At 44.3% G+C, this 25,643-nt stretch carries 24 protein-coding genes and 4 pseudogenes; 7 read left to right on the top strand and 21 right to left on the bottom strand.

Translation table 11 applies throughout. From position 1 onward, the window contains the following. Positions 1-379: 379 nt before the first annotated feature. From HUN05_15225 to HUN05_15180, 10 genes and pseudogenes are all read right to left on the bottom strand, one after another. Entirely contained in the window at positions 380-646 is a 267-nt protein-coding gene (locus tag HUN05_15225) for an Hsp20/alpha crystallin family protein (protein ID WDP86307.1), read from the bottom strand. Positions 647-669: 23 nt separating this feature from the next. Then, entirely contained in the window at positions 670-993 is a 324-nt protein-coding gene (locus HUN05_15220; protein WDP86306.1) for a transposase, read from the bottom strand. A gap of 214 nt (positions 994-1,207) precedes the next feature. Next, positions 1,208-2,419, bottom strand: a complete 1,212-nt coding sequence (locus HUN05_15215) for an IS256 family transposase (GenBank protein WDP86305.1) — start codon at positions 2,417-2,419, stop codon at positions 1,208-1,210. Positions 2,420-2,649: 230 nt separating this feature from the next. Then, positions 2,650-2,961 carry a hypothetical protein gene (locus HUN05_15210; protein ID WDP86304.1) on the bottom strand — a complete coding sequence of 104 codons (312 nt, stop codon included), beginning with the start codon at positions 2,959-2,961 and terminating at the stop codon, positions 2,650-2,652. Between the two features lie 50 nt (positions 2,962-3,011). After that, the gene (locus HUN05_15205) at positions 3,012-3,152 is read right to left on the bottom strand and encodes a hypothetical protein (GenBank protein WDP86303.1); all 141 of its coding nucleotides are present in this window, start codon (positions 3,150-3,152) and stop codon (positions 3,012-3,014) included. 23 nt (positions 3,153-3,175) lie between these two features. Next, positions 3,176-3,595 (bottom strand): Hsp20/alpha crystallin family protein, encoded by a 420-nt coding sequence (locus tag HUN05_15200; GenBank protein WDP86302.1) that lies wholly within the window; start codon positions 3,593-3,595, stop codon positions 3,176-3,178. A 25-nt stretch (positions 3,596-3,620) separates the two neighbouring features. After that, positions 3,621-5,471 (bottom strand): ATP-dependent metallopeptidase FtsH/Yme1/Tma family protein, encoded by a 1,851-nt coding sequence (locus tag HUN05_15195; protein WDP86301.1) that lies wholly within the window; start codon positions 5,469-5,471, stop codon positions 3,621-3,623. 41 nt (positions 5,472-5,512) lie between these two features. Continuing rightward, positions 5,513-6,541 carry a GGDEF domain-containing protein gene (locus HUN05_15190; GenBank protein WDP86300.1) on the bottom strand — a complete coding sequence of 343 codons (1,029 nt, stop codon included), beginning with the start codon at positions 6,539-6,541 and terminating at the stop codon, positions 5,513-5,515. Between the two features lie 48 nt (positions 6,542-6,589). Then, the gene (locus HUN05_15185; protein ID WDP86299.1) at positions 6,590-7,627 is read right to left on the bottom strand and encodes a prohibitin family protein; all 1,038 of its coding nucleotides are present in this window, start codon (positions 7,625-7,627) and stop codon (positions 6,590-6,592) included. Then, a pseudogene (locus HUN05_15180) lies at positions 7,624-7,833 on the bottom strand (SPFH domain-containing protein). The gene HUN05_15185 and the pseudogene HUN05_15180 overlap by 4 nt, the downstream one beginning before the upstream one ends. A 129-nt stretch (positions 7,834-7,962) precedes the next feature. Between HUN05_15180 and HUN05_15175 the strand changes: the two are divergent. Next, a complete protein-coding gene (locus tag HUN05_15175) occupies positions 7,963-9,132 on the top strand; it encodes an IS4 family transposase (GenBank protein ID WDP88087.1) in 1,170 nt (389 codons plus the stop codon). Here the strand turns inward: HUN05_15175 and HUN05_15170 are convergent. The 7 genes and pseudogenes from HUN05_15170 to HUN05_15140 all read right to left on the bottom strand — a co-directional run bounded on the left by HUN05_15170 (position 9,130) and on the right by HUN05_15140 (position 15,185). Next, a pseudogene (locus HUN05_15170) lies at positions 9,130-9,948 on the bottom strand (SPFH domain-containing protein). The gene HUN05_15175 and the pseudogene HUN05_15170 overlap by 3 nt on opposite strands. Positions 9,949-10,095: 147 nt before the next feature. Then, positions 10,096-11,574: a B12-binding domain-containing radical SAM protein gene (locus HUN05_15165; protein WDP86298.1), complete on the bottom strand. Its 1,479-nt coding sequence runs from the start codon at positions 11,572-11,574 to the stop codon at positions 10,096-10,098. A gap of 32 nt (positions 11,575-11,606) precedes the next feature. Next, complete coding sequence (locus tag HUN05_15160) at positions 11,607-11,936, bottom strand: antibiotic biosynthesis monooxygenase (GenBank protein ID WDP86297.1); 330 nt, start codon at positions 11,934-11,936, stop codon at positions 11,607-11,609. A gap of 457 nt (positions 11,937-12,393) precedes the next feature. Further along, complete coding sequence (locus tag HUN05_15155; GenBank protein WDP86296.1) at positions 12,394-13,893, bottom strand: sigma 54-interacting transcriptional regulator; 1,500 nt, start codon at positions 13,891-13,893, stop codon at positions 12,394-12,396. Between the two features lie 280 nt (positions 13,894-14,173). Further along, entirely contained in the window at positions 14,174-14,770 is a 597-nt protein-coding gene (locus HUN05_15150) for a hypothetical protein (protein WDP86295.1), read from the bottom strand. A 20-nt stretch (positions 14,771-14,790) separates the two neighbouring features. Beyond that, a complete protein-coding gene (locus HUN05_15145; protein WDP86294.1) occupies positions 14,791-14,937 on the bottom strand; it encodes a hypothetical protein in 147 nt (48 codons plus the stop codon). Continuing rightward, positions 14,934-15,185 (bottom strand): hypothetical protein, encoded by a 252-nt coding sequence (locus HUN05_15140; protein ID WDP86293.1) that lies wholly within the window; start codon positions 15,183-15,185, stop codon positions 14,934-14,936. Before HUN05_15140 ends, HUN05_15145 begins: the two co-directional genes overlap by 4 nt. Positions 15,186-16,326: 1,141 nt before the next feature. On the opposite strand from HUN05_15140, the gene HUN05_15135 reads away from it, so the two are divergent. Continuing rightward, a complete protein-coding gene (locus HUN05_15135; protein ID WDP86292.1) occupies positions 16,327-17,148 on the top strand; it encodes an ISAs1 family transposase in 822 nt (273 codons plus the stop codon). Here the strand turns inward: HUN05_15135 and HUN05_15130 are convergent. Beyond that, positions 17,145-18,313 (bottom strand): annotated as a pseudogene (locus tag HUN05_15130) (IS4 family transposase). The gene HUN05_15135 and the pseudogene HUN05_15130 overlap by 4 nt on opposite strands. A gap of 142 nt (positions 18,314-18,455) precedes the next feature. On the opposite strand from HUN05_15130, the gene HUN05_15125 reads away from it, so the two are divergent. Both HUN05_15125 and HUN05_15120 read left to right on the top strand, forming a co-directional pair. Continuing rightward, entirely contained in the window at positions 18,456-18,722 is a 267-nt protein-coding gene (locus HUN05_15125) for an ISAs1 family transposase (protein ID WDP86291.1), read from the top strand. Positions 18,723-18,784: 62 nt separating this feature from the next. After that, on the top strand, positions 18,785-19,351 hold the full coding sequence (locus HUN05_15120) for a hypothetical protein (protein WDP86290.1): 567 nt from the start codon (positions 18,785-18,787) through the stop codon (positions 19,349-19,351). 56 nt (positions 19,352-19,407) lie between these two features. Here HUN05_15120 and HUN05_15115 read toward each other — a convergent pair. Beyond that, a pseudogene (locus HUN05_15115) lies at positions 19,408-20,618 on the bottom strand (IS256 family transposase). A gap of 141 nt (positions 20,619-20,759) precedes the next feature. On the opposite strand from HUN05_15115, the gene HUN05_15110 reads away from it, so the two are divergent. Beyond that, positions 20,760-21,323 carry an insulinase family protein gene (locus tag HUN05_15110; GenBank protein ID WDP86289.1) on the top strand — a complete coding sequence of 188 codons (564 nt, stop codon included), beginning with the start codon at positions 20,760-20,762 and terminating at the stop codon, positions 21,321-21,323. After that, a complete protein-coding gene (locus HUN05_15105; GenBank protein ID WDP86288.1) occupies positions 21,265-22,410 on the top strand; it encodes an insulinase family protein in 1,146 nt (381 codons plus the stop codon). Before HUN05_15110 ends, HUN05_15105 begins: the two co-directional genes overlap by 59 nt. Here the strand turns inward: HUN05_15105 and HUN05_15100 are convergent. Beyond that, positions 22,399-23,613 carry an ISL3 family transposase gene (locus HUN05_15100; protein WDP86287.1) on the bottom strand — a complete coding sequence of 405 codons (1,215 nt, stop codon included), beginning with the start codon at positions 23,611-23,613 and terminating at the stop codon, positions 22,399-22,401. The genes HUN05_15105 and HUN05_15100 overlap by 12 nt on opposite strands. Before the next feature lie 141 nt (positions 23,614-23,754). Here HUN05_15100 and HUN05_15095 point away from each other — a divergent pair, with 141 nt between their 5' ends. Next, positions 23,755-24,888 (top strand): insulinase family protein, encoded by a 1,134-nt coding sequence (locus HUN05_15095; GenBank protein ID WDP86286.1) that lies wholly within the window; start codon positions 23,755-23,757, stop codon positions 24,886-24,888. A gap of 173 nt (positions 24,889-25,061) precedes the next feature. On the opposite strand, the gene HUN05_15090 is transcribed toward HUN05_15095, so the two are convergent. Further along, positions 25,062-25,478 carry a PilZ domain-containing protein gene (locus HUN05_15090; GenBank protein ID WDP86285.1) on the bottom strand — a complete coding sequence of 139 codons (417 nt, stop codon included), beginning with the start codon at positions 25,476-25,478 and terminating at the stop codon, positions 25,062-25,064. Positions 25,479-25,643 lie beyond the last annotated feature (165 nt).

Here is a 25,643-nt window from a genome sequence, read left to right as displayed (position 1 = left end):
TGATTGATTTTATGTGTCTTTCTTTAAATGCATAATTCAATTTATATGCCAGGGAAATATGCCGCTGAATACGGCCCATAACCTGCTGATTAATTAAAACAATTGCAGTACAAAGATAAAGATAAGAAGCCTTTGACAGCCAGATAATTAGATCATATATATCCAAAGGGTCATATTTGACCGAATTTAAGTTTGGCTGTCCCAAAAGCCAACCACTTAAAATTTCAGTCCAGATGTCATTGGACTGGCGCGGTTTAACCTACTGCAACCATTACCTGGGCTGGGCGCAACAGTTTGTCGTGATGTAGCCTTGCTGGCAGTTTGAATTCAACGCTGATACAGTCCAACAGGGACTGTATCAGCGTTCCTGCTGGATTTTTTATTTAATGGGTATTTGCCTGGGTTCTGCTTCAGGAACCTTGAGCAATGCCAAGGTCAGAACACCATCCTTTAAAACCGCGTCTATATTACTGGTGTCCACGGCATGGGAGACGGTAAACTTTCTGGCGTAATTACCGATGTTGTACTCCGTGTAGACAGGATTAAGTTTTTCATAGGGCAAATAATCAATCCTCCCCTCGACCTCAAGTATATTTTTCTCCAATTTTATACTTACATTCTCTTTTTTTACACCGGGCAGATCCATCGTTATTATAGCAATGCCGATAATTATTTATACATCCTGATAATTTCATCAATCGTTTCGTTTTCATTGTATTCACGGATGGTTTTTAGGGCCGCAAAATCGTGTTCAATCGGATTGAGATCCGGTGAATACGGGGGCAAAAACAAAAGAGCAGCACCAGTTCTTTCTATCAAATATTTGGTTTCTTCGCCCTTGTGGAAGGATGCGTTATCCATCACAACGACATGATTATCGTTCAGATGTGGACTCAACTGGTGTTCGATCCAAGCATTAAAGATATCCGCATTGCATGTTCCCTGAAACAAAAATGGTTCTTCAAAACTATATTCGATGCGGGCAGCAATCAAAGACGTTCGAGGGTGCTTTGTTCCTGCAATCAAACCATGAACAGGGAATGTTCAGAATTCTGTGTCACGGTTTCGGTTCCCGGATCTGCCTCAGCGCCAGCGGAAGTAAAAGTCAGGTCCGAGAATGGGCCTTCAATCAGCCACGTCGGAGGAGTTGACTTTTGCTGGAGTGGAGTTCCTGGAACCATCTTTTCCATCTGTAAATAAATCCCTATCAAATTCCCAGCTCTTTATCCAGCCGGCCTTCAAAGAAAATTGCCAACTGGGAAATTGTCAGTGACCAATTTTGAATCGGCATTGTCCATTTTTTACTGGCGTTCTGGATCCCCATGTAAAGCAGCTTTAACAGGCTGTCCTGGTTCGGGAATGATCCCTTTGTTTTGGTCAGTTTTCGAAACTGTCGATGCACAGCCTCAATGGTATTTGTGGTGTATATTATCCGTCGAATCTCTTCTGGATATTTAAAGAAATGACTGAGGCGTTCCCAGTTGTTCCGCCAGGATTTTATCACAATCGGGTATTTGTCATTCCATTTATTTTCCAAGATATCCAGTTCTTCTTCGGCCAGATCCTTATTGACCGCTTTATAAACACGTTTTAGATCTGCCATAAATTCCTTTTTATTTTTGGAACCAACGTATTTCAATGAATTTCGGATCTGGTGGACTACGCAGAGTTGAACTTCTGTGTCCGGGAATATGGTCTCAATGGCCTCGGGAAAACCTTTTAGACCATCAACACAGGCAATCAGGATATCTTTTACCCCTCGGTTTGAAAGGTCTGTTAACACCTGCAGCCAGAAGTTCGCACCCTCATTCTCGGATATGTACAGCCCAAGAACCTCTTTGCGGCCCTCGATATTCACCCCAAGAATTGTGTAAACGGCTTTGCTGCTGACCTTTCCGTTTTCTCGTACTTTATAATGTATGGCATCAAGCCATACGATTGGGTACACATTTTCCAACGGCCTGGCCTGCCATTCTTTGACGGTATGGATGATTTTATCGGTAATGGTGCTCAGAGTGGCATTTGAAATCTCAAGTCCATAGATTTCCTGTAAATGGGAAGCCATATCATTATAACTCATGCCCAGGCCGTAAAGGGCTATTATCTTTCTTTCAATTTCATCGCTGAGCGTTGTCTGATGTTTTTTGACGATCTGTGGAGAGAAGGTTCCGGCCCTGTCACGCGGGGTTTCCAGCTCAAATTTACCATCCAGGGATTTAATGGTCTTTTTGCTTTTTCCATTACGGCGGTTGGCAGAAACTTCCTGCCCGAGATGGGACTCCAACTCTCCTTCAAGAACAGCTTCAGCAAGATTTTTGATTAATGATGTAAGGACGCCGCCCTTACCTGTGAAGGGTTTACCTTCCTGGATGCCTTTAAGGGCTTTTTGAAAATCAAATTCGGTGTTTTCTTCGGTCATGTCAGTTCTCCTTATTTAGCTGAGTATATCAGCTTTCATTCAACTGACACAGAATTTTGAACGCCCTCCATGAACACGCTGCCCTTTGAGAGCATATCCATAGCGACGGGTTGTATAAGGCGAAAAGCCGCTTTCATCAACATAAACAAACGTTTTGCAACGACGTACATAACGTTCACGAAGACGAAGATATGCCTTTCTTTTGCTGTCGCTTCGCTCCCTGTATCCCGTCATCTTTTTTTTCGAGTGATTCCGAGTTGTTTCATATTATACCAGATACAGGCACGGGATACTCCGAAATGCTGCGCCCTTTCCGATTGTGTCATGTCATCATTTGTCTCCACATGGAGGCGCAAAGCTTCCAGATCCAAACTTCGTGGTCCTTTTGGACCGGGTTTCTTGTATGACAAACCATCTTCGGCAGACGTCCAGTTGTGAACACTTCCACGGGATACATTAAACTGACTGGCAGCTTCCGTCTTGCTTCCTCCATTTTCTACAAAATCTATAACGCGTTTGCGTAAATCTGATGAATATCTCATGGGGAAAATATAAGTTGTATAAATCCTTGTTCAAGTAATTGTTTGCTCTGCTATAACAGACTTTCAATATTTTCAACGATATCAGTCTGGGGAATAAAAAAACGTCCGGCATCTGTTCGTTCCTCTTTATGCTCCTGTTTTTGAAGAGCTTTAGCCTCGCTTTTGGTGACGATCTTTTTTTTTTCAGCCATGGTATCCTCCTTGTATTTCCAAACTAACTGATAACAATTTTTTTGGGTTTATCTGACTCTGCCCTTGGCAGGAACACCTGTAATAATCCATTCTGGAATTCTGCCCGGATTTTAACACTTTCTATGCGGAAAGGCAGTTTCAATGAACGGTCAAAATGCAATCCTTTGCGTTCCAGGCGGTGGCAGCTACAATCCTGTGCATACTCAATTTTGCGAGCACCGGACAATCGCAGCACATCTTCCCTGACTTCCAGTGTCAATTCCTCTTTTTTTATTCCAGGCAATTCTGCTGCCAGCACCAGGTCTCCGTCTGTCTCAAACAAGTTAATAAACGGATAAACCCCTCGACCGGTAACACCGGTCTGAAAATAATTGGTGTCCCTTGCCTGGGCCACGGCCTTCTGGATAGCTAAATCCAGATTACTTGATTTTTTTTCAAACATAATACCTCCTCATTTAGATTGCGTTTTAAGACATCATTTTCCTGAGATCCTCCCCCAGGAAGGTTTCCTGAACCGAGAGAAGTGCTGCCAATTCATCAAGAGTACTTCTTTTCTCGGACAGAATTTTTTGCACACGCTCATGGGCCTGTTTTATCATCCGTGAAATTTCCTCATCAATCTGGGCTGCTTTGGCTTCGCTGTAATTTTTGGCCGACGGATAGCCTTCAGGCATGAACATGGATTGGCGGGGGCGATCATAATTTACCAGACCCAATCGGTCACTCATTCCGTATTCGGTTATCATGGACCGAACAATGTCAGTTGCCCGTTGAAGATCGTTCTGGGCACCGGTTGAAATTTCATTGAACACCAGCTCCTCCGCCACCCGGCCACCCAGCAGAACGGCCAGGCGGTCTGTCAATTCTGAGCGCGTCATAAGATACCGGTCTTCGGTAGGCTGTTGCTGGGTGTATCCAAGGGCGGCGATACCCCGGGGAATAACAGAGATCTTATGCACGGGATCCGCAAACTCGACAGATTCAGCCACGATGGCATGTCCTGACTCGTGAAAAGCCACAATTTCCTTTTCTTTAACATTCATTACCCGGTTCTTTTTCTGGAGCCCCCTCACAACTCTGTCAATGGCCTCATCAAAGTCCGCCGCTTCAACCACCTCCTTGTCATTTCGGGCAGCCAGCAGTGCTGCTTCATTGATGATATTGGCAAGATCCGCACCCACAAATCCCGGGGTCCGGCCGGCAATTTTCCCCAAATCAATTTCAGGACTTAAAAGGACATTTTGGGAGTGAATTTTCAAAATGGCCTCCCGTCCGTTGATATCCGGCCGGTCCACCAGTACTTGCCGATCCAGCCGGCCCGGGCGTAGCAGCGCAGGGTCCAGGATTTCGGGTCGGTTGGTGGCCGCCATAATGATAACCCCTTTGTTGGTATCAAACCCGTCCATCTCAACCAGCAGCTGGTTCAGTGTCTGCTCCCGTTCATCATGTCCGCCCATGACATTCATTCCACGGGCTTTGCCCAGGGCATCCAGTTCATCAATAAATATGATACAAGGTGCCTGGGCTGCGGCTTGTGAAAAAAGATCGCGAACACGGGATGCGCCCACACCCACAAACATCTCAACGAACTCTGACCCGCTGATGCTGAAAAAAGGCACCTTCGCCTCCCCTGCGACAGCTCTGGCCAGAAGGGTTTTCCCGGTTCCGGGAGGCCCCACTAAAAGGACTCCTTTGGGGATTCTGCCACCCAATTTCTGAAACTTTTCAGGGGTGCTTAAGAAACTTACCACTTCCTGCAATTCTTCTTCGGCCTCATCGATTCCGGCCACATCATCAAAAGAAACTTTAGTGTCGCTCTCTGCAAAAATCTTGGCCTTGCTCTTTCCAAAAGACATCACCCCGCCGGCACCGGTCTTCATGCTTTTAGTGGCAAACCGCCAGACCAGATAAATGAAGACCATTGGCAGAACCCAGGACAAAAGGATAATAAAAAATTTATTTTCCCTGCGGCCTGAATAGCTGATATTGAGTTCGTCCAATTGGTTTACAAGATTTGGATCATTGACCCGGACCGCCACAAATTCATAGCTCGGAGTTCCCTTAATGGACCCTGATATCGCCTCAGGGCCAATGGAGATATCACTTAAGTTGCCGTCGACCATGGCATGCTTGAATTCACTGTATGGAATGGGTTTCATCTTCGGGGCAAACATCAGTTGTCCAAAATAGCTCACAATAAGAAACCCGATGATCAGCGGCCAGGCATTGAATTTCGGGGAGGGTGCCGCGGCATCCTTTTTCTCAGAACGACCGGACATGTTAAACAGATCTAATAATTTGTCTACAATGCTTTTCATGGGTGTTTTTCCGATTTATTAAACATGGGCACCGTCATTTTTTAAGATGTCATGACAACACAGTTCCTGCCGCCTGCCTTGGCCTTGTATAACCGTTCATCTGCTTTTGAAATCAGAGAAAACAATGTCTTGTCCGGATTACTTCGGATGGTGCCTTGTTCAACGCCGATACTAACGGTCACCCCGATGCCGTCGACACGGGTTTTTTCAACGCCTTTCCGTATTTTCTCAGCCACAAGAGGCAAGGCTTTTGGAAGGATATCCGGGAACAATATAACAAATTCTTCACCGCCATATCTGCAGATGACATCTGATTTTCTGACATGGGCGCTGAATGATTGCGCCACTGCCCTTAGGACTTTATCTCCTGTGGGATGGCCATACCGGTCATTAATTTTTTTAAAATGATCAATATCAATCATTAATATAGCGATATTTTCTTTTTTCCTGTGAGCCAGGTAGGATAACTCAAGGGCAAGGATAAAAAACCCGTGACGATTCAGCTGCTTTGTCAATCCGTCAATCATTGAAATTTCAATCAAATCCTGGTTTCTCTTCCAAAGGCTCTGCAAGGTCTCACCCAGCAATTCCAATTCGGGTGTTATGTCACCGTATCGGATGAACATGTTTATAAATCGATTCATATGCCGGTCATAGGTATCAGAGGGGTTGATATTATCGGACAGAGGTTTTAATGCCCGAAAAAGCAGTTCAAAAGCCGGATTCAACATATGGTACTCCAGCCGGTATACCAAAATCAGTGCATTTTCCATTGTCTGTTCTTGGGACCAGCGATCCTGGAGCAGATCAATTTTACCCAATAACGCCTCTAGGTCTTTTTTTATGACAAAGGGATTTTCAAAAAGTGAGGGGAAACGGTATTCTTGTGCTTTTTCTTTTGCGATGATCCATACGTCGGATTGAATTTTTGCCTCTTTTGCCATATGAATCCAGATGGCGGCAAGCGATTTGACGGGTTCAGCCTCGGACAATTTCATATAAATGTCAATGGCCTTTGTATTTATGCGGATACATAGATAAATAATTTCCCAGATATGCTTGTCTTTCATGGCCGTTTCCTCCGGTACAGCAATTGTGAGGTATTGGCTTACTGCCCTTTATTTGGGTATTGAATTATTCGACAGCGCTTTTACCCCCAATGTTTCAATCAATCGATTGATGTCCGTGGTTTTCAAGTTCATCCCCCCCTCGGACACCGGCAGCAGGATAATCCGTTTTCCTTCAAGCGCTTCGGCAGTTTTCAATTTTACGATAATCTCACCGCCTGGACCTGCCAGGGCATTGTTCATCTCCCGGATACCTTTGGCCTGGGCAATCCCTTCTGCTTCAATGGCTTGTGCAAGAAGCTGCTGCTGCTCCAAGTAAACATCCGCCTCGATCTTGTCCTTAAGGTATTGGCCGTCGGCATCCGCCACCATTTTATTGACTTCACCCCGGGCTTCTTCCAGTTTGCGCTTGTATTCCTCAAGAGCGGCATGCTGGGCAGATTTGTTTTTCTCCACCTGCTGGTCCGCCACTTTTTTATCCTCAATTGCCTTTGTGTATTCCGCGTTAAACCGGTAGTCATTGGTGAGCACTTTTTCCACAACAATTCCCATGGGGCCAAGAATGGCATCCAATGCTTCCTTGGCCTTGTTAGACTGGGTTTCCCTGGCTTCTGCAACATAAAAGGCCTCAGTTTTAAGCTCGCCGAAAATATCCCTTGGTTTGCTTCGGGCAACGGTCCTGACAATGGTATCCCTCAGCGTGGCATCGTCCCTGGCCACATACTGCAAAATATAAGGGGCTTTTGCGGCATCAATACGGTAGGCAATGATGACATCAAGGCTGATATCATTACCGTCGATGGTCTTAAACAGCAGATCATCCTGACTTCTGCGATCTCCCCGGGTTTTGGAAAAGGTCATTTCAAGATTCTGCAGCTTGGTGTCAAAGACATGCCAGTCATTGATAAAGGGCAGGAAAAAATAGGTGGCGCCTTGGGCATAGACCCGGTCCTCCACCCCCTTTGAAGCAAACAAAGCAACTTTTATAGTCCTCACTCCAACCTCGGTTTCTCCTGTGGTATGGGGCACACATCCGGTTAATGCAGATAAAAAGCTCAGCAAAGTGAACAGAATTAATAAATTCTTCATTTTTTACCTCCGTGGCGAACGTCAAATAATTGAAGTGTATTGTCCAAATCCAAGGGGTTAACCCCGTGGGCCCCGTCACTGGGCAGGATAATCAGATCAAGCCCCTTATAAACTTGGGCCATTTTCAATCCCACCATGCGATCGGAACCGATTCCTTTCAGGGCATCATTTTTAAGGCGTACCCGTTCGGCTTCTGCCAGTTTTACCCAGTAGTGTCCGGTTAGGTTGTTGCATATAAAAAGCATCTAAAATCATTGAAAAAACAGTCTGTTTTGTGTTGACAAATGTGCGTAAAAATTTTTGTGCGCCTTGAAAATTTAACTCAAGGAGCTCAAATGACGCACATCTCAGTCCCTAAAAAACAACTACGGTCCCTGAACTTTGACAATTTCAGGTGCCCTCTGATAAAGTCACTTTCAAAAGCACCGGAATTACAATCTCGAGGAGACCGCCCTTTAAAAATGACATTCGAAGACCAGATAAATGCTTTGGTTTATTTCCATCTTCAGGAGCACAAGTCTGCCCGACATTTAATTCAGGATCTCAAGGAGAATGTTTTTGCTAAAGAAAATATTGCGCCAGACGGTGGTATCAGCCGTAGTAGTTTCTGTGAAGCCATCAATCACAGGGGACTCGAACAACTGCAATTTATCTTTGAGGATCTTTATAAACAGGCTCTTGAGTGTCATCCGGGTGAACACGCCGAGTTAGGAGAGTTGGTTTCCATTGACGGTAGTCTCATAAATGCAGTCCTTTCAATGCACTGGGCGAACTACAGAAAAGGAAGTAAAAAAGCCAAAGTACATTGCGGATTTGACATTAATCACGGAATCCCAAACAAAATCTTTTTGACTGAAGGCAACGGCGCTGAACGCACTTTTGTTCCCAAAATACTTTCCAAGGGGCAAACAGGTGTTATGGATCGTGGATATCAATCCCATAAAGAATTTGACCTGCTTCAGGAGCAAGGCAAACATTTTGTCTGCCGTATAAAAACCAGGACAACAAGAACAATTATTGATAACCACGAGACCTCTTCCGACAGCTACATTTTTTATGATGCACTGGTTAAACTTGGTACTCCGAATCAAAACCAGACGAAAAGGCCTGTTCGGGTTGTTGGCTATAAAATTGCTGGCGTCAAATACTATGTGGCAACTGACAGGCATGATTTAACAGCGGAACAAATAGCAACAATTTATAAACTCCGGTGGACCATTGAGGATTTTTTCAAATGGTGGAAAGAACATCTGAAGGTATATCATCTCATTGCCCGCAGTGAATACGGCCTTATGGTTCAGATTCTTGGCGGCCTTATCACTTACCTGTTACTGGCAATCCATTGCCAAAAACAGTTTAATGAAAAGGTCACGATCAAAAGAGTTCGGCAGCTGCGAACCGCCATTCTAAATGACCTGTTTGGCTGCGAGGAGCAGGGCTCTCATAGTTCAAACAGGGACAATATTGTCAAAGATCAAAAAATTATTGAGCAAGCAAAAACCTAACCGGACATCACTGAGTTTTACCAGAAGATATGCATTGGCCTTTATCCTACGGACGTATAAATCTTTTTCTGCAATCTTCCGGGTGACATAAGCCTTTCCGGTTTCCATTTCCACTGCAGCGATGACCATGCCTTCCTGGACGATTTTTTTGAGCTGTGCTTCTTCCTTTGCCGCCCGGGCGGCAGCCCGGTTGGTAAAGACCATCTGGTCCTGGAGTTTTTTTGCTTCAATATTTTTTTGGATTTCCGGGCTGTATTTAAAATACCGGACCAGCACCTGGTCAACCTCAATCCCCTTGGTATTGAGTTCCCTGTTGAGTTGGTCTTTGGCCGCTTCGGCTTTTTTTACCCGCATGGGACTGTTGTAAAATTCTTCGGTGGTCAGCTTTCCCAAGGTATCCTTTAAGGCAGGCTCGGCTTTGGGAATAATACCGTTGTCCTCATAAAGCTTTCTCGGACCAATGGTGGTAAACACAAGATAGGGGTCTTTAATGTGGTAAAGCATGGACACATCCACGTCTACAAAAAAACCATCCGATGTCTGAATGTGTGCCGCCCGGTCTTTTCTGGCCCCATCAGCAGCTGTTTTTGGAAAATTAGTCAATTCCAGTACCTGTATGCCTTTGGGTAGGCGGTAGATCTGCTGTAGCCCAAATGGCATTACAAAGGTAAGGCCTGCATGATAAATTTGTTTTTGAACCCCACGGGTAAGCCCGATCCTGACCACTTTGATGCCGTATTCGTAAGGCTCTACATATACAAACAAAAACGCATAGCAAATATATGCAAAAGCGGTTAATGCCAAAAGAATTTTCACTCCCATCCCCATTTTCAACCCCGCAGGTGAACGCCGGATGCGGTCTCCCAGTTTTATCACATTCGCAGTTAATTCATCCATCCGATCTGAGGCCATAATTTCACGACTCCTTTATAGGTGCCGTCCGTACAGACGGCGATGAGGGGGTTAATAGATATACCGTTCACAGATCCGCCTGTAATGATACCCGTATATGGACAGCGTGACTGCCACAGATATCAGCCGGGGCCTGCGAAAAAGAGTCCATAGAATCAGTTGCCAGTACCGAAACCGCTCTTTTCCGATGATCCCGAGCCTGATACCCGCCCTGAAAAAAGACAGGAACCGCTGGACGTCAAGGGGCTGGAGAACCTTTGGCGTTTTGAGCTCCCGCAAAAGCGTCCTGACCCTCTGGTAATAGTTTGGAGGTGAATAAATCTGCTTCATGATGAGCTGATACCCCTTAACAAGCGCATCCATTCCCATCTGCGGAAGGATATTGGTTGTGCCGTTCACATTATCACCGGTGAACGGCTTCACCACCCGGCTCTGGCGTTCAAGCCTGTCAAAAAGCCGGGTTCCTGGAGGGGCCTGAAGCGTTCCCACAATGGCCATGATAATGCCGCTTTTCTGGATGAAATCGATCTGCTGTTGAAAAATGGAAGACCTGTCACTATCAAAGCCCACAATAAAACCACCCATGACCTGCAGACCTGAACGGTGTATCACAGCCACGCTTTCGAGAAGATCTCTGTTTTTATTCTGGATTTTATGGCATTCGCTTAATGCGGTTTCATCAGGGGATTCAATGCCGATAAACACCGAATCAAACCCGGCCTGTACCATCAGATCAAGAAGCTTAGGATCGTCGGCAAGATTGATGGACGATTCAGTGAAGAATACACATCCTTTTTTGCCGCGTCTCCATTGAATTAAGGCCGGAAGCAGCTTTTTTTTCAAAAAGCCCTTGTTGCCGATAAAATTATCATCCACAAAAAAAATACTGTTCCGCCAGCCCATGGCATAAATGCAGTCCAGTTCCGCAATGATCTGAACCGGTGTTTTCAACCTGGGTCTGTGCCCGAACAGGGCGGTGACATTGCAAAAATCACAGTTGAACGGGCATCCCCTGGAAAACTGGATGCTCAACGAGGCGTACCGTTTTATATTCAAAAGAGGCCACAATGGAATGGGGGTTTGGGCAGGTGCGCAAAATTTGGAGGCCCGGTAAATTCTTTTGGGGTGACCTTTTGCAAGATCCGACAGGAAACAGGGCAGTGTGAGTTCCGCTTCATCCAGCACCAGGTGATCCATGGCGGAAAAGGCATCCGGCTCAGATGTGAAAAGGGGACCGCCGGCCACAATGGTCGTTTCCAATGCACGGCAATGGGCCGTAATCCTTTCAACGGCTTTTCGCTGAACCGTCATCCCCCCCATAAAAACCATATCCGCCCACAAGATGGCCTCGTCTGTCAAGCGCTCCACATTCTCATCCACCAGTCGCTTGGGCCATTGTTCCGGCAGCAGGGCGGCCACAGTGATAAGCCCTAAGGGCGGGAAAGCCGCTTTTTTTCCGATAAAACTTACGGCATAATTAAACGACCAGAAGGTGTCCGGGAATTTTGGGTAAATCAGCAGGATATTCATTTTTTATCTCCGTTGCGCCTCTAATTTTTCATTTAATTATTGGACTGCCTGACCGAATGGATCATCTCCATCCCTCCGGTATGGGATATCGTATGAATTTGCATTTCAGGCGGCGCGCATAAAAGTGTTTTTGTTCCCAAAAGCACCCCGAATCGACGGGAATTAAAGTGACGATCCAGATCCTTTCGGGTCTCCCATTCTTCAAGCAGTGTGAAACGGTTCTTGTCATCGATGTCACAAAAGGCACAATAGCTTTTACAGCCGGGTTCCGCCCCCACAGGCGCTATCAGCGACAAAAGGGTTTGTAATACTTCAAGATGCTTTTCCGGAAGCACATTCATGGTTGTTCTGACAACAATCATTTGACCCACCTTTTAAAATTTTATTCTGCAATTACCATCAATTAAAACGGCTATCCTTTCTTGACCCACAGACCGGATTCACTGTGAAGATCTTTTATCTGCCTTTTTTAGCCAGTGCTTTTCTTTAGTTGCGGTCTTTGCCTGTTTTTGTTTTTCAAGCTTGCCTTTGTCTCGTTTTCCCTTGTCACCCATAGCGTCCTCCTTCATTTAGAAATGAAAATATGTCCCAGTGGTTGAGGGTATTATCATAGAGCTTTGTTGTTTTTTTCCTGATATCAAGGACATAGAGCAATCAATGTGCCAGTAGTATGGTAAGGAGAAAGCTTGTTCTATCGTATTGATTTTTATGGATGAAACAGGATCGAACGAGGTGAACAGGAGGATTTAAGAAAGGGTCTTATTTGTTCAATGGGTCATATGATACCGTTTAAAAAACGCAACCCAATAAAAAAGCGTTCTAATGACGCGAAAGGCGTTCCGGGATGACAATGTCAAGTTTGCGCATACGGGCGCGCAATGTGCTGCGATTGAGGCCAAGAATCTGTGCCGCGCTGTTTTTTCCGCTGACTTTCCAGCAGGTCTGCTCTAGCACACCAATAATATAGTCGCGTTCAACCGCTTCCAGGGTTTTTAAATCTTTGCTCAGATGCCGGTAGGATTTTTCAAGGTCATCAGCCAGATGGAGTTTTGAACTGGATGAATTGATCACTGCCCGTTCAAGGACATTCTCCAACTCCCGAATATTTCCCGGCCAGTGATAATTCAAAATAGCTGTCATTGCAGTTTTGGGAATCATCTTGATCTGCTTACCCAAACGCCGGGAAATTTTTTTAATATAAAAATCAACAAGAGGTGGTATATCTTCTCTTCTTTCACGCAGCGGCGGCATGGTAATAGGGAAGACATTGAGTCGGTACCAGAGATCTTTTCGGAAGCGTCCTTTTTCGACTTCTTGTTCAAGATTCCGGTTTGTAGCAGCAATAATCCGTACATCTACCTTAGTGGTGCGCGAATTTCCCAATCGTTCAAATTCCCCATCTTGAATAACCCTGAGCAGCTTTGGCTGCAATTCCAGGGGCAATTCTCCGATTTCATCCAAAAACAGGGTTGCGCCGTCGGCGATTTCAAAACGGCCTCGATGCTTGCGTTCGGCACCGGTAAACGCTCCCTTCTCATGGCCGAACAGTTCACTTTCTATAAGATTTGAGGGCAATGCCGCACAATTGACTTTAATCAGCGCACGTTTTTTCCGGCTGCTGAAGCTGTGAATCGCACGGGCCATAAGCTCCTTTCCGGTTCCTGTCTCCCCAAGCACCACAACCGTAGTATTACTGTCTGCAATCTGTTCAACCTTGTAAAGCACATATTTTAGCCCGTCACTTTGACCGATAATGTTCTCATGATTATGTTCCAGCTTTATTTCATCTTTCAGGTATGGCCGCTCTTCTTCAAGTTGCTTTTTCAGTACTTCTATCTCCTCAAGAGATTTTTCAGCAATTCGTTTTTTTTGCTCAGTCTTTTGTTTTTCCAGGACAAGTTGGGCGGTCCTCTCTTTCACCATCTTTTCAAGATGCCGCTTATGATATTCATTTTCCGTCACATCCTCAATGGCCAGTAAAATCAACTCTGTCTTTTTCGTATCCTTATAAATTCGTCTGGCATTCAAATGCATAATCTTAGTTCCAATGACATCAAAGGAATGTTCCACTTCAAAATCATTGAACAGGGTATTACCCGGGAGGATTTCTTCAAGTAATTCTCTAAGTTTGGGAATATTCCACTGCCGGTTTCCCAGATCATAGATCAATACCCCTTCAGTCTCTTCTGGTTTAACACAAAAGGTCATATAAAAAGAATGGTTGGCCTTGACAACTTTCAAATCAGAATCAAGGATCAAGAGCGGCTCGCGGATTGAGCTGAAAATATTCGTGAAAATGTCCAAAAAATTTTCTTGCATTCATGTATCCTAAAAGATTTTCAGATTTTTATTAATAGAAAATTATCTATATTTTGTCAAAGTATGAATTATATAAACAATTGAACGGTTTTCAAATTCGTGATCTATATTTTTCTCGTGAGGGTCAAAAAAGGACAACCCATATGGTATAATAGGCGCCTGGGGCAATTTAAAACGTCCAAGAGATAATATCAATCGTGTTTGTTTAACCCAAATGGATAAAATAGGGCACCATGAAAAACGATGGGTTTTTATTTACATAAAAAGAGATTGTGTCATGTCAGATATTGCGTTTTTTGGATATCGACCCATCTTTATTTTTAAACGGAAGATAATCTGGCTGCTCTTTTAAAGCCTGGTCAAAATCCATTCCTGTGGAACCAGAACTTGCCGCATTCCGGATTGCAAATATTTCATGATCACTGTATCCGGCATATTTCATGGTCTTATAGTATTGTTGCCTCGCATTGGCGTGGACCTGATCCAATGATTTGTCAAAGAACCGCCCGGTTGCCGGCGGGGCCTTATATTTTAAATATCCCTTGGCCGTTGGATTTGCATTAATGGCTGAGGTTGACGCAATTACTTTTTTATGAAGCTGCTTGATCTCCTCTTCAGCAAGCCCCTTGTTTATTCCTTTTTTCCAATTATGATAATCTGATACAAATCCTTTAACCTGTTTTTCAGCAGTGTCAAGTTCTGCTTTATACAATTTAACATCATCTACTTTTGGCAGGGCAACTTTAGTTTTCGGTTTTCCAACCACGATATTGGGTTTTACAACATCGGCTTTTTTGGCAGCGTTGGAAACCGAGTCAGACGCCTTTCCGATTTTTGAGCCGGGCAGGCCATCAGTTCCTTTGCCCATTTTACCCACAAGAAAGGGAAGACCTTTATTCATGACCAGAGAAAATCCCCCTGCTTTTGCTGCACCATACCATCCGTCCTGGCAATATCAACCGCATCTGAATACATGGATACCGATTGCTTGACCCCGTTGAGAAGATCTTTTTCAGCCCAGCCCGTGGCAAACTGATAGGTCAAAGCGACAGCCTGGGGATGCAGGCAAGCATACCCACATCAGCTCCCATTTTAATATTCTCCAGCGCACTGACCTGTGCATCTTTCCAGGCCAGATCTTCATCCATTTTAGCGATTTTTGCCTCCACTCGTCCATGCCACTTGTTTTTCAATGCGGCATTGAGTTTTAAAAATTTATTAATGTCATCAGGAGATTCATTCCTGATCTTTTGAAGGGTTCTTTTTGCCTGATCCCGGTCTGCTTTGGGCAAAAATTCAATGTATTTTTCTGCCAGCTCTTCTTGTGTTTCAAGGGTTTCAATTCGTCTGATATTTTTTCAATATTCTGCCTAAACTGGATGCGGGCCATGGTATCAAAGGGGGTTTCACTTCTATTGTATTTACCTGTCTTCAATTCTCTGATCTTATCTTGTTCTGAAATGACATTGGATTTTGCAGTGATAACAATGAACCGTAATGCTGCAATTTGTTTTTGTTCGTCTTCCGAGGGGGGCTTGCCTGTTTTTTTCCTGGCGCCACCGACGAACATATCTTTGGACACTGTCATAACTGCTCTCATAGTCATGGTCCCTTAAAAATTCATACAGCCGCATCGCTGTAATTCTTCTCTTTTTCGGCCTTTGCCAGTCTCGTTCTAATTCTTCATCCAAACTTTTAAGATAGGGACCCAACCGGGAATAGGTTGATTTTCCCTTGTATACTCATGTTTGGTTTTGCCGCTTCGGATAACTTTGCGGGCTGTGTTTCTGGATATGTTCAGGTCTCTGCTTATCTTTTTGATGCTCCGCTTCTCTACAAAATAATACCGCCGAATTTACGTTATCGTTTCCGCTATTAACATCTCCTGTCCTCCATGAAAAATTTTATGGAAGATGTATATCAGGGGGGGGCAATTTTCGACGCTAATTTCCTTATAAAGGGGTCATCATTGCACGCTGATTAACAAGTTAATGTTTCTAAAGAAAAATAGCCAATTGATCTATAACCAATCACTTAACCCATGTGCACATCGTGCTAATGACGACGCCTAACCTTTTATTCTCTATTGCAGAGGTATTCCCAGTTTTCTAAATTTTTGTATTTTTAACTGGTCAATAGGACAAGGATACCAGGGTCATCGCATGTAACTTTTATTAAGATTCGTCCTTACCCGGCTGGAATAGGTGAGGGGGATTCCGTTAAATCTTAAGCGGTCGTCCTGACCGCTTAAGAAGCGGAAATGATCGGACCTATGCCGTCCTGGCGGGCCGCTCATTTACGCCACTCCACCCCCTTCACCCTATCCCAGCCTGGCTCTCCTGGCTTGTTATAGTATATGAGCATCGAACAAAATTTTCCTAGACATCGCTGCACAGATACGATATATATGGCAATAAACACAAGGAGTTGCCAATGAACGAAAAAAAATCTCTTGAAACTTTTTTTGACAATATTCAGGACCCCATACACCACAATAAGCTTCATAATTTAATTGATGTCGTCATCATCGCAATTTGTGCGGTAGTTGCTGGCGCAGACACTTATGAGCAAATTGAAAACTTTGGCAAAAAGAAAAAAAGGTGGTTGTCAAAATTTCTAAGCCTTCCCCATGGGATACCCTCCCATGAGACCTTTGGCAGAATTTTTGAAAGGATGAACCCGAATGAATTTCAGAGCAGTTTTATGCACTGGGTTCAGTCGGTTGCAAAGATGACCAAAGGTCAAGTCATTGCAATCGACGGCAAAACTCTAAGGCGTTCACACGATACCTCCAATGATAAGAAAGCCATTCATATGATCAGTGCGTGGGCTTCGTCTAATAAAGTGGTTTTAGGGCAATTAAAAACCGAAGAAAAATCAAATGAAATTACGGCCATTCCAAATCTTTTAAAACTTTTAGATATCTCGGGCTGCATTATAACCATTGATGCCATGGGCACTCAAAAGAAAATCGCTGAAACCATAATAAACAAAGGGTGTGACTATGTCCTTGCCCTGAAAGAAAATCATAAAACCTTGCATGATGAAGCGGTACTTTTTTTCAATAAAATGGAAGAAATGAAAAATCAGGGGTACCAGTTTAATGAACAGACCAGTGTTGACGGAGGGCACGGTCGAGTCGAAACGCGCAGGGCTGTGATAACCTCTGATATTGATTGGTTTGAAGATAAAAAAAGTTGGAAAGGTTTGAAAAGTATTGGAATGATTGAATCCACCCCAGTGATGTCCGGTTAGGTTTTTGCTTGCTCAATAATTTTTTGATCTTTGACAATATTGTCCCTGTTTGAACTATGAGAGCCCTGCTCCTCGCAGCCAAACAGGTCATTTAGAATGGCGGTTCGCAGCTGCCGAACTCTTTTGATCGTGACCTTTTCATTAAACTGTTTTTGGCAATGGATTGCCAGTAACAGGTAAGTGATAAGGCCGCCAAGAATCTGAACCATAAGGCCGTATTCACTGCGGGCAATGAGATGATATACCTTCAGATGTTCTTTCCACCATTTGAAAAAATCCTCAATGGTCCACCGGAGTTTATAAATTGTTGCTATTTGTTCCGCTGTTAAATCATGCCTGTCAGTTGCCACATAGTATTTGACGCCAGCAATTTTATAGCCAACAACCCGAACAGGCCTTTTCGTCTGGTTTTGATTCGAGTACCAAGTTTAACCAGTGCATCATAAAAAATGTAGCTGTCGGAAGGGGTCTCGTGGTTATCAATAATTGTTCTTGTTGTCCTGGTTTTTATACGGCAGACAAAATGTTTGCCTTGCTCCTGAAGCAGGTCAAATTCTTTATGGGATTGATATCCACGATCCATAACACCTGTTTGCCCTTTGGAAAGTATTTTGGGAACAAAAGTGCGTTCAGCGCCGTTGCCTTCAGTCAAAAAGATTTTGTTTGGGATTCCGTGATTAATGTCAAATCCGCAATCTACTTTGGCTTTTTTACTTCCTTTTCTGTAGTTCGCCCAGTGCATTGAAAGGACTGCATTTATGAGACTACCGTCAATGGAAACCAACTCTCCTAACTCGGCGTGTTCACCCGGATGACACTCAAGAGCCTGTTTATAAAGATCCTCAAAGATAAATTGCAGTTGTTCGAGTCCCCTGTGATTGATGGCTTCACAGAAACTACTACGGCTGATACCACCGTCTGGCGCAATATTTTCTTTAGCAAAAACATTCTCCTTGAGATCCTGAATTAAATGTCGGGCAGACTTGTGCTCCTGAAGATGGAAATAAACCAAAGCATTTATCTGGTCTTCGAATGTCATTTTTAAAGGGCGGTCTCCTCGAGATTGTAATTCCGGTGCTTTTGAAAGTGACTTTATCAGAGGGCACCTGAAATTGTCAAAGTTCAGGGACCGTAGTTGTTTTTTAGGGACTGAGATGTGCGTCATTTGAGCTCCTTGAGTTAAGTTTTCAAGGCGCACAAAAATTTTTACGCACATTTGTCAACACAAAACCGACTGTTTTTTCAATGATTTTAGATGCTTTTTATATGCAACAACCTAACCGGACACTACTGAATCCACCCGGGAAATGGACGGCCAGATCAGTCATGAAAAGCGATATTATATATCGAGCCTGGATAGCGACCCCAATATTTTTAGTAATGCTGTCAGGAGGCATTGGGGAATTGAAAATTCAGTGCATTGGGTATTGGATATTGCGTTCCGTGAAGACGAAAGCAGAGTCAGAAAGGGGAACTCTCCTGAGAATTTTGCAGCGATTCGGCACATTGCATTAAATTTATTACGGAACAATAAGACATTTAAAGGGAGTGTAAAAACCAAAAGCCCTCTGTAACAATATAAGTGAGACACTTACCCCTTGATAAATTAGTGTAGGGCGGGTAAGGCAATACTTATATGAAACCGATAAAAATGAACCCACTACCAGAGTCCGAAAAACAGGCAGCCCCCAAGGAGGCACCAATGGAAGGAGCCCATAGGGCGACTGGAATTGGTGCCTCCTTGGGGGGACAGGATTCAATCCCTGATCCTGAAGTTCCTGAGAAAAAGCCCCGGCGTAATTTCACTGCTTCTTATAAACTGCGTATTCTCCAAGAGGTTGAAAACTGCAATGAATCCGGAGGAATAGGTAGGATCCTTCGAAGAGAGGGCCTCTATTCTTCAAATTTGGCCGATTGGCGCAAAGCCCGGGATAAAGGACTTCTCAACGCCATGGCACCTCGAAAACGAGGGAGGAAATCCAAAGAGAAGAACCCATTGGCAACAGAGGTCGCCAGACTTCAAAAAGAAAAATCTAAATTAGAGCATAAGTTAAAACAGGCAGAACTCATCATTGAAGCCCAAAAAAAGGGAATGTTCAGAATTCTGTGTCACGGTTTCGGTTCCCGGATCTGCCTCAGCGCCAGCGGAAGTAAAAGTCAGGTCCGAGAATGGGTCTTCAATCAGCCACGTCGGAGGAGTTGACTTTTGCTGGAGTGGAGTTCCTGGAACCATCTTTTCCATCTGTAAATAAATCCCTATCAAATTCCCAGCTCTTTATCCAGCCGGCCTTCAAAGAAAATTGCCAACTGGGAAATTGTCAGTGACCAATTTTGAATCGGCATTGTCCATTTTTTACTGGCGTTCTGGATCCCCATGTAAAGCAGCTTTAACAGGCTGTCCTGGTTCGGGAATGATCCCTTTGTTTTGGTCAGTTTTCGAAACTGTCGATGCACAGCCTCAATGGTATTTGTGGTGTATATTATCCGTCGAATCTCTTCTGGATATTTAAAGAAATGACTGAGGCGTTCCCAGTTGTTCCGCCAGGATTTTATCACAATCGGGTATTTGTCATTCCATTTATTTTCCAAGATATCCAGTTCTTCTTCGGCCAGATCCTTATTGACCGCTTTATAAACACGTTTTAGATCTGCCATAAATTCCTTTTTATTTTTGGAACCAACGTATTTCAATGAATTTCGGATCTGGTGGACTACGCAGAGTTGAACTTCTGTGTCCGGGAATATGGTCTCAATGGCCTCGGGAAAACCTTTTAGACCATCAACACAGGCAATCAGGATATCTTTTACCCCTCGGTTTGAAAGGTCTGTTAACACCTGCAGCCAGAAGTTCGCACCCTCATTCTCGGATATGTACAGCCCAAGAACCTCTTTGCGGCCCTCGATATTCACCCCAAGAATTGTGTAAACGGCTTTGCTGCCGACCTTTCCGTTTTCTCGTACTTTATAATGTATGGCATCAAGCCATACGATTGGGTACACATTTTCCAACGGCCTGGCCTGCCATTCTTTGACGGTATGGATGATTTTATCGGTAATGGTGCTCAGAGTGGCATTTGAAATCTCAAGTCCATAGATTTCCTGTAAATGGGAAGCCATATCATTATAACTCATGCCCAGGCCGTAAAGGGCTATTATCTTTCTTTCAATTTCATCGCTGAGCGTTGTCTGATGTTTTTGACGATCTGTGGAGAGAAGGTTCCGGCCCTGTCACGCGGGGTTTCCAGCTCAAATTTACTATCCAGGGATTTAATGGTCTTTTTGCTTTTTCCATTACGGCGGTTGGCAGAAACTTCCTGCCCGAGATGGGACTCCAACTCTCCTTCAAGAGCAGCTTCAGCAAGATTTTTGATTAATGATGTAAGGACGCCGCCCTTACCTGTGAAGGGTTTACCTTCCTGGATGCCTTTAAGGGCTTTTTGAAAATCAAATTCGGTGTTTTCTTCGGTCATGTCAGTTCTCCTTATTTAGCTGAGTATATCAGCTTTCATTCAACTGACACAGAATTTTGAACGCCCTCTTTTGATTTGAAAAAACGACCCTTATATATATTTATTTTTCTGATTTTTTTAACAGGCTTTGTTTCTTCCTGCGTGGAAAAAACAACCCAGCCTCGTTTGGCGCTTCAAATACCCAGTGATCCGGCCCTGGTCTACGGGGTGCTGCCCAATGGATTCCAATACCTGATCATGGAAAATATGACTCCCAAGGAACGGGTCAGTATTCATTTGAATGTATTTGCAGGATCTGTCCATGAAACCGATGAAGAGCAGGGGGTGGCGCATTTTCTTGAGCACATGCTCTTTAACGGTTCTGAGCATTTTAAACCGGGTGAGCTGATTACCTATTTTCAGTCCATTGGGATGGATTTTGGTGCGGATGCCAATGCAAGGACCTCTTTTTATTCCACGATCTATGATTTAAGCCTTCCAAAGGGAGGTCAAAAAGATCTTGAAGATGCCTTTGTGGTCATCAAGGATTATGCCCAGGGTGCATCTATTCTGGAGACTGAGGTTGACCGGGAAAGAGGGGTTATTCTGGCTGAAAAACGGGAACGGGATTCTGTTTCCTACCGAACCTTTAAAAAGGAGCTGGCCTTTGAACTGCCGGGGTCCCGTTTGGCCCATCGGGCTCAAGAAAATCATAGAGTCTGCTGACAGCACCTTGTTAAAAGGATTTTACGATCATTGGTATCGGCCTGACAATATGGCTCTGGTCATTGTCGGGGACATGGATATCAAGCTTGCCCAAACCATGATAGAACACACCTTTTCTTCGCTGGCGCCCCGGTCGGACCTGTCCATGGCGGTTCCAAAGGTGAAATGGACCCCCCACAAGGGCACACGTTTTTTTTATCATGGAGAGCCTGAGGCCGGTACCACCCAGATCACCATGGAGCGTGTGGTTCATAAGCCGTTTGAACCTGAAACCATAGACAGCCTCAAACAGGAGACAACCCAGTATATCGGCAATCTTATTTATCAGAACAGGCTTTCTAAGATGGTCAGGGATCAGTCTGGAGATTTTTCCTCCGCATCTGTATTTTCAGGGAATTACCTCAAGCATTTAAAGATTGCAGCGGTCCAGGCCTCCTGTGATCCGGAGCATTGGGAATCCACCTTAACTCAGTTGGAATCTTCCCTGCGCCAGGCCCTTGAATTCGGATTTTCACCCCAGGAATTTGCCCGGGCCAAAGCTGATGTCCTGTCCTCGCTTGATGCCAAGGCGGCCAAGGCATCGACCCGGAAAAGTCATGAGATTTCCCAGAGCCTGCTTTCTACGCTGAACCAAAAAGGATTGTTTCTTTCGCCCGGACAGGAACGGGATCTGCTCTTTTCCCATATTCAATCTTTGACCTTGGACGAGGTGAACCTGGGATTCAGGTCATCCTGGCCTGACGATCATTGTCTGGTATTGGTAACAGGAAATGCTGACCCGGGAGATCGGCCTGAACTAAAGATTGCCAATGTGTTTAACCAAAGCCGGTCCCAGGCGGTCCATCCCTATGAACAGGCCGAACCCAAATCTTTCCCCTATCTTAAACTACCTGTGAACAAGGCTCATCTTATCCAGAGCCGTGAAAATGTTAAAGGGCTGGGTATAAAGCAGATTGACCTTGGAAATAATGTTCGGATCAACCTTAAGCCGACCCAATTTAAAAAGGGAGAATTTTCCTTTAAAGCCGTGTTTGGAAAGGGGTGGGCCAATTTCCCCCAACAGATGCAAGGAGGTTCATCCGATTAATGCGTACCTTTTATTGTGAAGGTCCAAAAGTTTCAACCTGAAAAACTCCGAATCCCTGTATCCATAAGCTTTCCGTTTCATGGTTTTTATCTTGTTATTTGTCCCTTCTAAAGGACCTGTAGATATCCTGTAATCATAGTATGAAAGGATTCTTTGCCTGTGCACAGCCAAGGTCTTGGCAAATTTCATCAACATTGAAATTTTGGAAATATTGGCCAGATTGATCCAATTGCTGACTATCTTTTCAGCTGTTTCTTTTTTCTTTTGATTCCATATTTGCCTGAGTTCCTCTTTCATGTAGTAGACTACCAATAGCGGCTGATTTATTTTCAATGCTTCTTCTAACCGTTGGGCCTCCTTCTTGTCATCACTGAGGTTTTCGGGATTTTTTAACAAAAGCCACCGGACTCCCTTCAGAAGTTTTTGTTGCCCGGTATTGGCAAGAAGGTTGTAGAGCTTTCGCCTGAAATCCGACAGTTTCTCATTGAACAATTTAACAACATGAAATCTGTCAAAGACAATTGCTGAACCAGAAAGATTTTCAATAACAGCACTCAAGTATGCCGGGGACATATCGATGCTGACGGCTTTGATTTTTGCTTTCGATATTTTCACTTTTGTCCAAAAAGATTTCAAAGCTTCACCACCTTTTCCTTCTCCCACGTGCAGAATTCTACCGGATTCCAGATCCATCACGATGGTCAAGTATTTATGCCCTTTCCCTATGGAAATTTCATCTATGGCAATCTGCCGGACTTTCTCAAGGGGGATATTTCGATAACGCCTCAGCAGGTCTTCTTTCTGGATCTGCTTTATCGTATCCCAGCTGATCCTTAAATGGATGGCAATATCTTTGATTGTCATGAACTGAGACAACTCCAAGACATACCGTTCAAAAGCCCGGGTATAGCTTTTCCCCTCCTGGGCAAAGGATAGTTTGATTTGCCGGACAAATTGACAGAACGAACACCAAATTCTCTGGATAGCCGTCCTGAGAATCACGGGTTTTGAACCTACCGGTATTGTTCTGAGATCTCTTGTCACAATCCCTTTCCTGGTGACGGACCTGGAATTACATTCCGGGCATTTTACCGCCTCCGGTTTTGGTATGAGTTCAAAAGTGATTATTCCACCGATGAAACGCGTTGTTTTATAAAAGTAGTCACGAAGGCCAAAGGCATGGTATATGAAGCTTGTGGACATTAATTCATTCTCCGATTTTGTGCGAATAACACAAAAAAATTAGAACATGATCATGTTCACACCATCATTTCAAGCATAAAAATCCTTACTGTGTTATTGCCTTCCCAGTGATGTTTCTCAGTCCAGGTACGCGATTTTCTGATGAACCTGCAAGGATTAACTCCCCTTGTCGAATCTGCCGTGGGGCAAAGCGGGCTGGGGAATATGGACATGGATGAGCTGGAGGCGGCTCTTGCCGGAAAAGAAGTCCGTCTTGGTTTTCAGATTGACCAGACCTATTGTGCCTTGGGGGGCAGTGCACCCCCCAAGGAGGCAACGCTTTTTTTTCAACTGCTTTATGCCTATCTAAAAGATCCGGGATTCAGAGAGAAAAGCCTTGATCTTGCCAAGACCCGTTACCGTCAAAATTACAATGCTTTAAAGCGGCCCCCTGACGGGGTGATGAAAATTTTGGGAAACAGGTTTCTGGCAGGCGGGGATCTTCGGTTCGGTCTTGAAGATCCAGACAGGATTCAAAAGATGACCATGGATGATATTGAGTCCTGGCTGAGACCCGCATTTGAATCCAGCCCTTTGGAAGTCTTCATTGTGGGAGATTTTGATGTATCAGCCTTTGAGGTGCTTGCTAAAACCTATTTGGGGGCTCTGGAAGACCGCAAGCCGGTTTCAGAGACCCTGCCAAAAGAGTCTTTGCCGTTTCCCAAAGGAGACACCCGTACTTTTAATCTTGATAGCAAAATAGACAAGGGGATGGTCAGGGTTGGATTTTTAACTGATGATTTTTGGAATATCAAGCAGACCAGAACCTTGTCTGTGCTTTCACGGGTTTTTTCCGAACGGTTGAGAAAAACCGTTCGTGAAACTCTTGGTGCCTCTTATTCTCCCTATGTATATAATCATCCTTCTTTGGCATTTAAGGGATACGGGGTAATGAATTTTGTGGTGAATGTTTCACCCAAATCCGTACAAGCCGTCAAAGAGCAAATAGACCTGATGATTAAGGATCTGGTTGAAAACGGAGTGACCCCGGAAGAATTGTCTCTTGTCAAGGCCCCATTGATTAATCATCTGGCTGTACTCAGGCAGAGTAACAATTATTGGCTCAATTCGGTCATGGCGGACTCGTTTCGTCATCCAGAACGCCTGGACTGGGCCCTTGACCTGGTCAAGGGGTACTCAAATATTACCCTTGGGGATGTGACCCGGGTGGCCGGACAATTTATTCAGGCCCAGGACCGTGCATTAATTGTTATTTTACCCAAGACGGGAGAATAACCTTGGGCCTTGCAACAATCAGAAAGGTTGGCCCTCCAAGAGACTCAGGGCAGACGCTGTAACGCCACACCCTGATACAGACGGAAAGGCAAGCTTGGGTGGCTCAACAGGCATGACCATAAAAACGCCTTTGTTCTGAAAAAAGTCAGGGCAAAGGCGTTTTTGCGTTTGTATCAGGACCGGTATTGATCCGGAAGCCGTTCAATTTGTTCTGTGACATTATTTCTCAGATAGTAGTCCAGATCAAACAATTGTTTGAATGTAAGGTCTGTAAACCGAAGATGACGTTTTCTGACTTTCATTGAACTAAAGGAGGGGGCGTTTGTCATTTCATAGTCTGAAACGGTTTTAAAAGGGAGATCTCCCACATAATACCCCATGCTGCTTAAAAATATGGCATCTTCGGCAGCCGGCTGAACCGGGTCTGTTTCATTTGAAGTGTCAATATATTTGAAACAAAGGCCTCCCATACTAATATCAATGATCTGGCCCAGTTTATGGGAGTTCGGGCTGATGGCTGCATATGCCCCTTCAACCGCTTTGTATCTTTTGTTTCTTCGCCTTTCTATTGTTCTTTTTCTGCCAACCATAAGCACGTCCTTTGTGGTGGTGTTTATAATTTTAAAAATGAAAAATGCAGTATTCGTGCCAGTTTTTGTCCAAACCTTGAGACAAATAAAAGGTGTTCTTTTTGTTGATAAAATAAGCGGGATAAGGATAGAACCAAGACCCTATCCATCTGAGACAGGCGGAAA

Origin of the sequence: Desulfobacter sp. (assembly GCA_028768545.1) — a bacterium.
Lineage (GTDB): Bacteria > Desulfobacterota > Desulfobacteria > Desulfobacterales > Desulfobacteraceae > Desulfobacter.
Note: the sequence above shows the minus strand (reverse complement) of the source record. Positions and strands in the feature narration are given on the sequence as shown.

What these genes read in the sequence shown, in the direction of transcription:
- HUN05_15225 (WDP86307.1), bottom strand. Translation starts at nt 646, where the DNA reads ATGGATCTGCCCGGTGTAAAAAAAGAGAATGTAAGTATAAAATTGGAG.
- HUN05_15215 (WDP86305.1), bottom strand. Translation starts at nt 2,419, where the DNA reads ATGACCGAAGAAAACACCGAATTTGATTTTCAAAAAGCCCTTAAAGGC.
- HUN05_15210 (WDP86304.1), bottom strand. Translation starts at nt 2,961, where the DNA reads ATGAGATATTCATCAGATTTACGCAAACGCGTTATAGATTTTGTAGAA.
- HUN05_15205 (WDP86303.1), bottom strand. Translation starts at nt 3,152, where the DNA reads ATGGCTGAAAAAAAAAAGATCGTCACCAAAAGCGAGGCTAAAGCTCTT.
- HUN05_15200 (WDP86302.1), bottom strand. Translation starts at nt 3,595, where the DNA reads ATGTTTGAAAAAAAATCAAGTAATCTGGATTTAGCTATCCAGAAGGCC.
- HUN05_15195 (WDP86301.1), bottom strand. Translation starts at nt 5,471, where the DNA reads ATGAAAAGCATTGTAGACAAATTATTAGATCTGTTTAACATGTCCGGT.
- HUN05_15190 (WDP86300.1), bottom strand. Translation starts at nt 6,541, where the DNA reads ATGAAAGACAAGCATATCTGGGAAATTATTTATCTATGTATCCGCATA.
- HUN05_15185 (WDP86299.1), bottom strand. Translation starts at nt 7,627, where the DNA reads ATGAAGAATTTATTAATTCTGTTCACTTTGCTGAGCTTTTTATCTGCA.
- HUN05_15175 (WDP88087.1), top strand. Translation starts at nt 7,963, where the DNA reads ATGACGCACATCTCAGTCCCTAAAAAACAACTACGGTCCCTGAACTTT.
- HUN05_15165 (WDP86298.1), bottom strand. Translation starts at nt 11,574, where the DNA reads ATGAATATCCTGCTGATTTACCCAAAATTCCCGGACACCTTCTGGTCG.
- HUN05_15160 (WDP86297.1), bottom strand. Translation starts at nt 11,936, where the DNA reads ATGATTGTTGTCAGAACAACCATGAATGTGCTTCCGGAAAAGCATCTT.
- HUN05_15155 (WDP86296.1), bottom strand. Translation starts at nt 13,893, where the DNA reads ATGCAAGAAAATTTTTTGGACATTTTCACGAATATTTTCAGCTCAATC.
- HUN05_15135 (WDP86292.1), top strand. Translation starts at nt 16,327, where the DNA reads ATGAACGAAAAAAAATCTCTTGAAACTTTTTTTGACAATATTCAGGAC.
- HUN05_15125 (WDP86291.1), top strand. Translation starts at nt 18,456, where the DNA reads ATGGACGGCCAGATCAGTCATGAAAAGCGATATTATATATCGAGCCTG.
- HUN05_15120 (WDP86290.1), top strand. Translation starts at nt 18,785, where the DNA reads ATGAAACCGATAAAAATGAACCCACTACCAGAGTCCGAAAAACAGGCA.
- HUN05_15100 (WDP86287.1), bottom strand. Translation starts at nt 23,613, where the DNA reads ATGTCCACAAGCTTCATATACCATGCCTTTGGCCTTCGTGACTACTTT.
- HUN05_15095 (WDP86286.1), top strand. Translation starts at nt 23,755, where the DNA reads ATGAACCTGCAAGGATTAACTCCCCTTGTCGAATCTGCCGTGGGGCAA.
- HUN05_15090 (WDP86285.1), bottom strand. Translation starts at nt 25,478, where the DNA reads ATGGTTGGCAGAAAAAGAACAATAGAAAGGCGAAGAAACAAAAGATAC.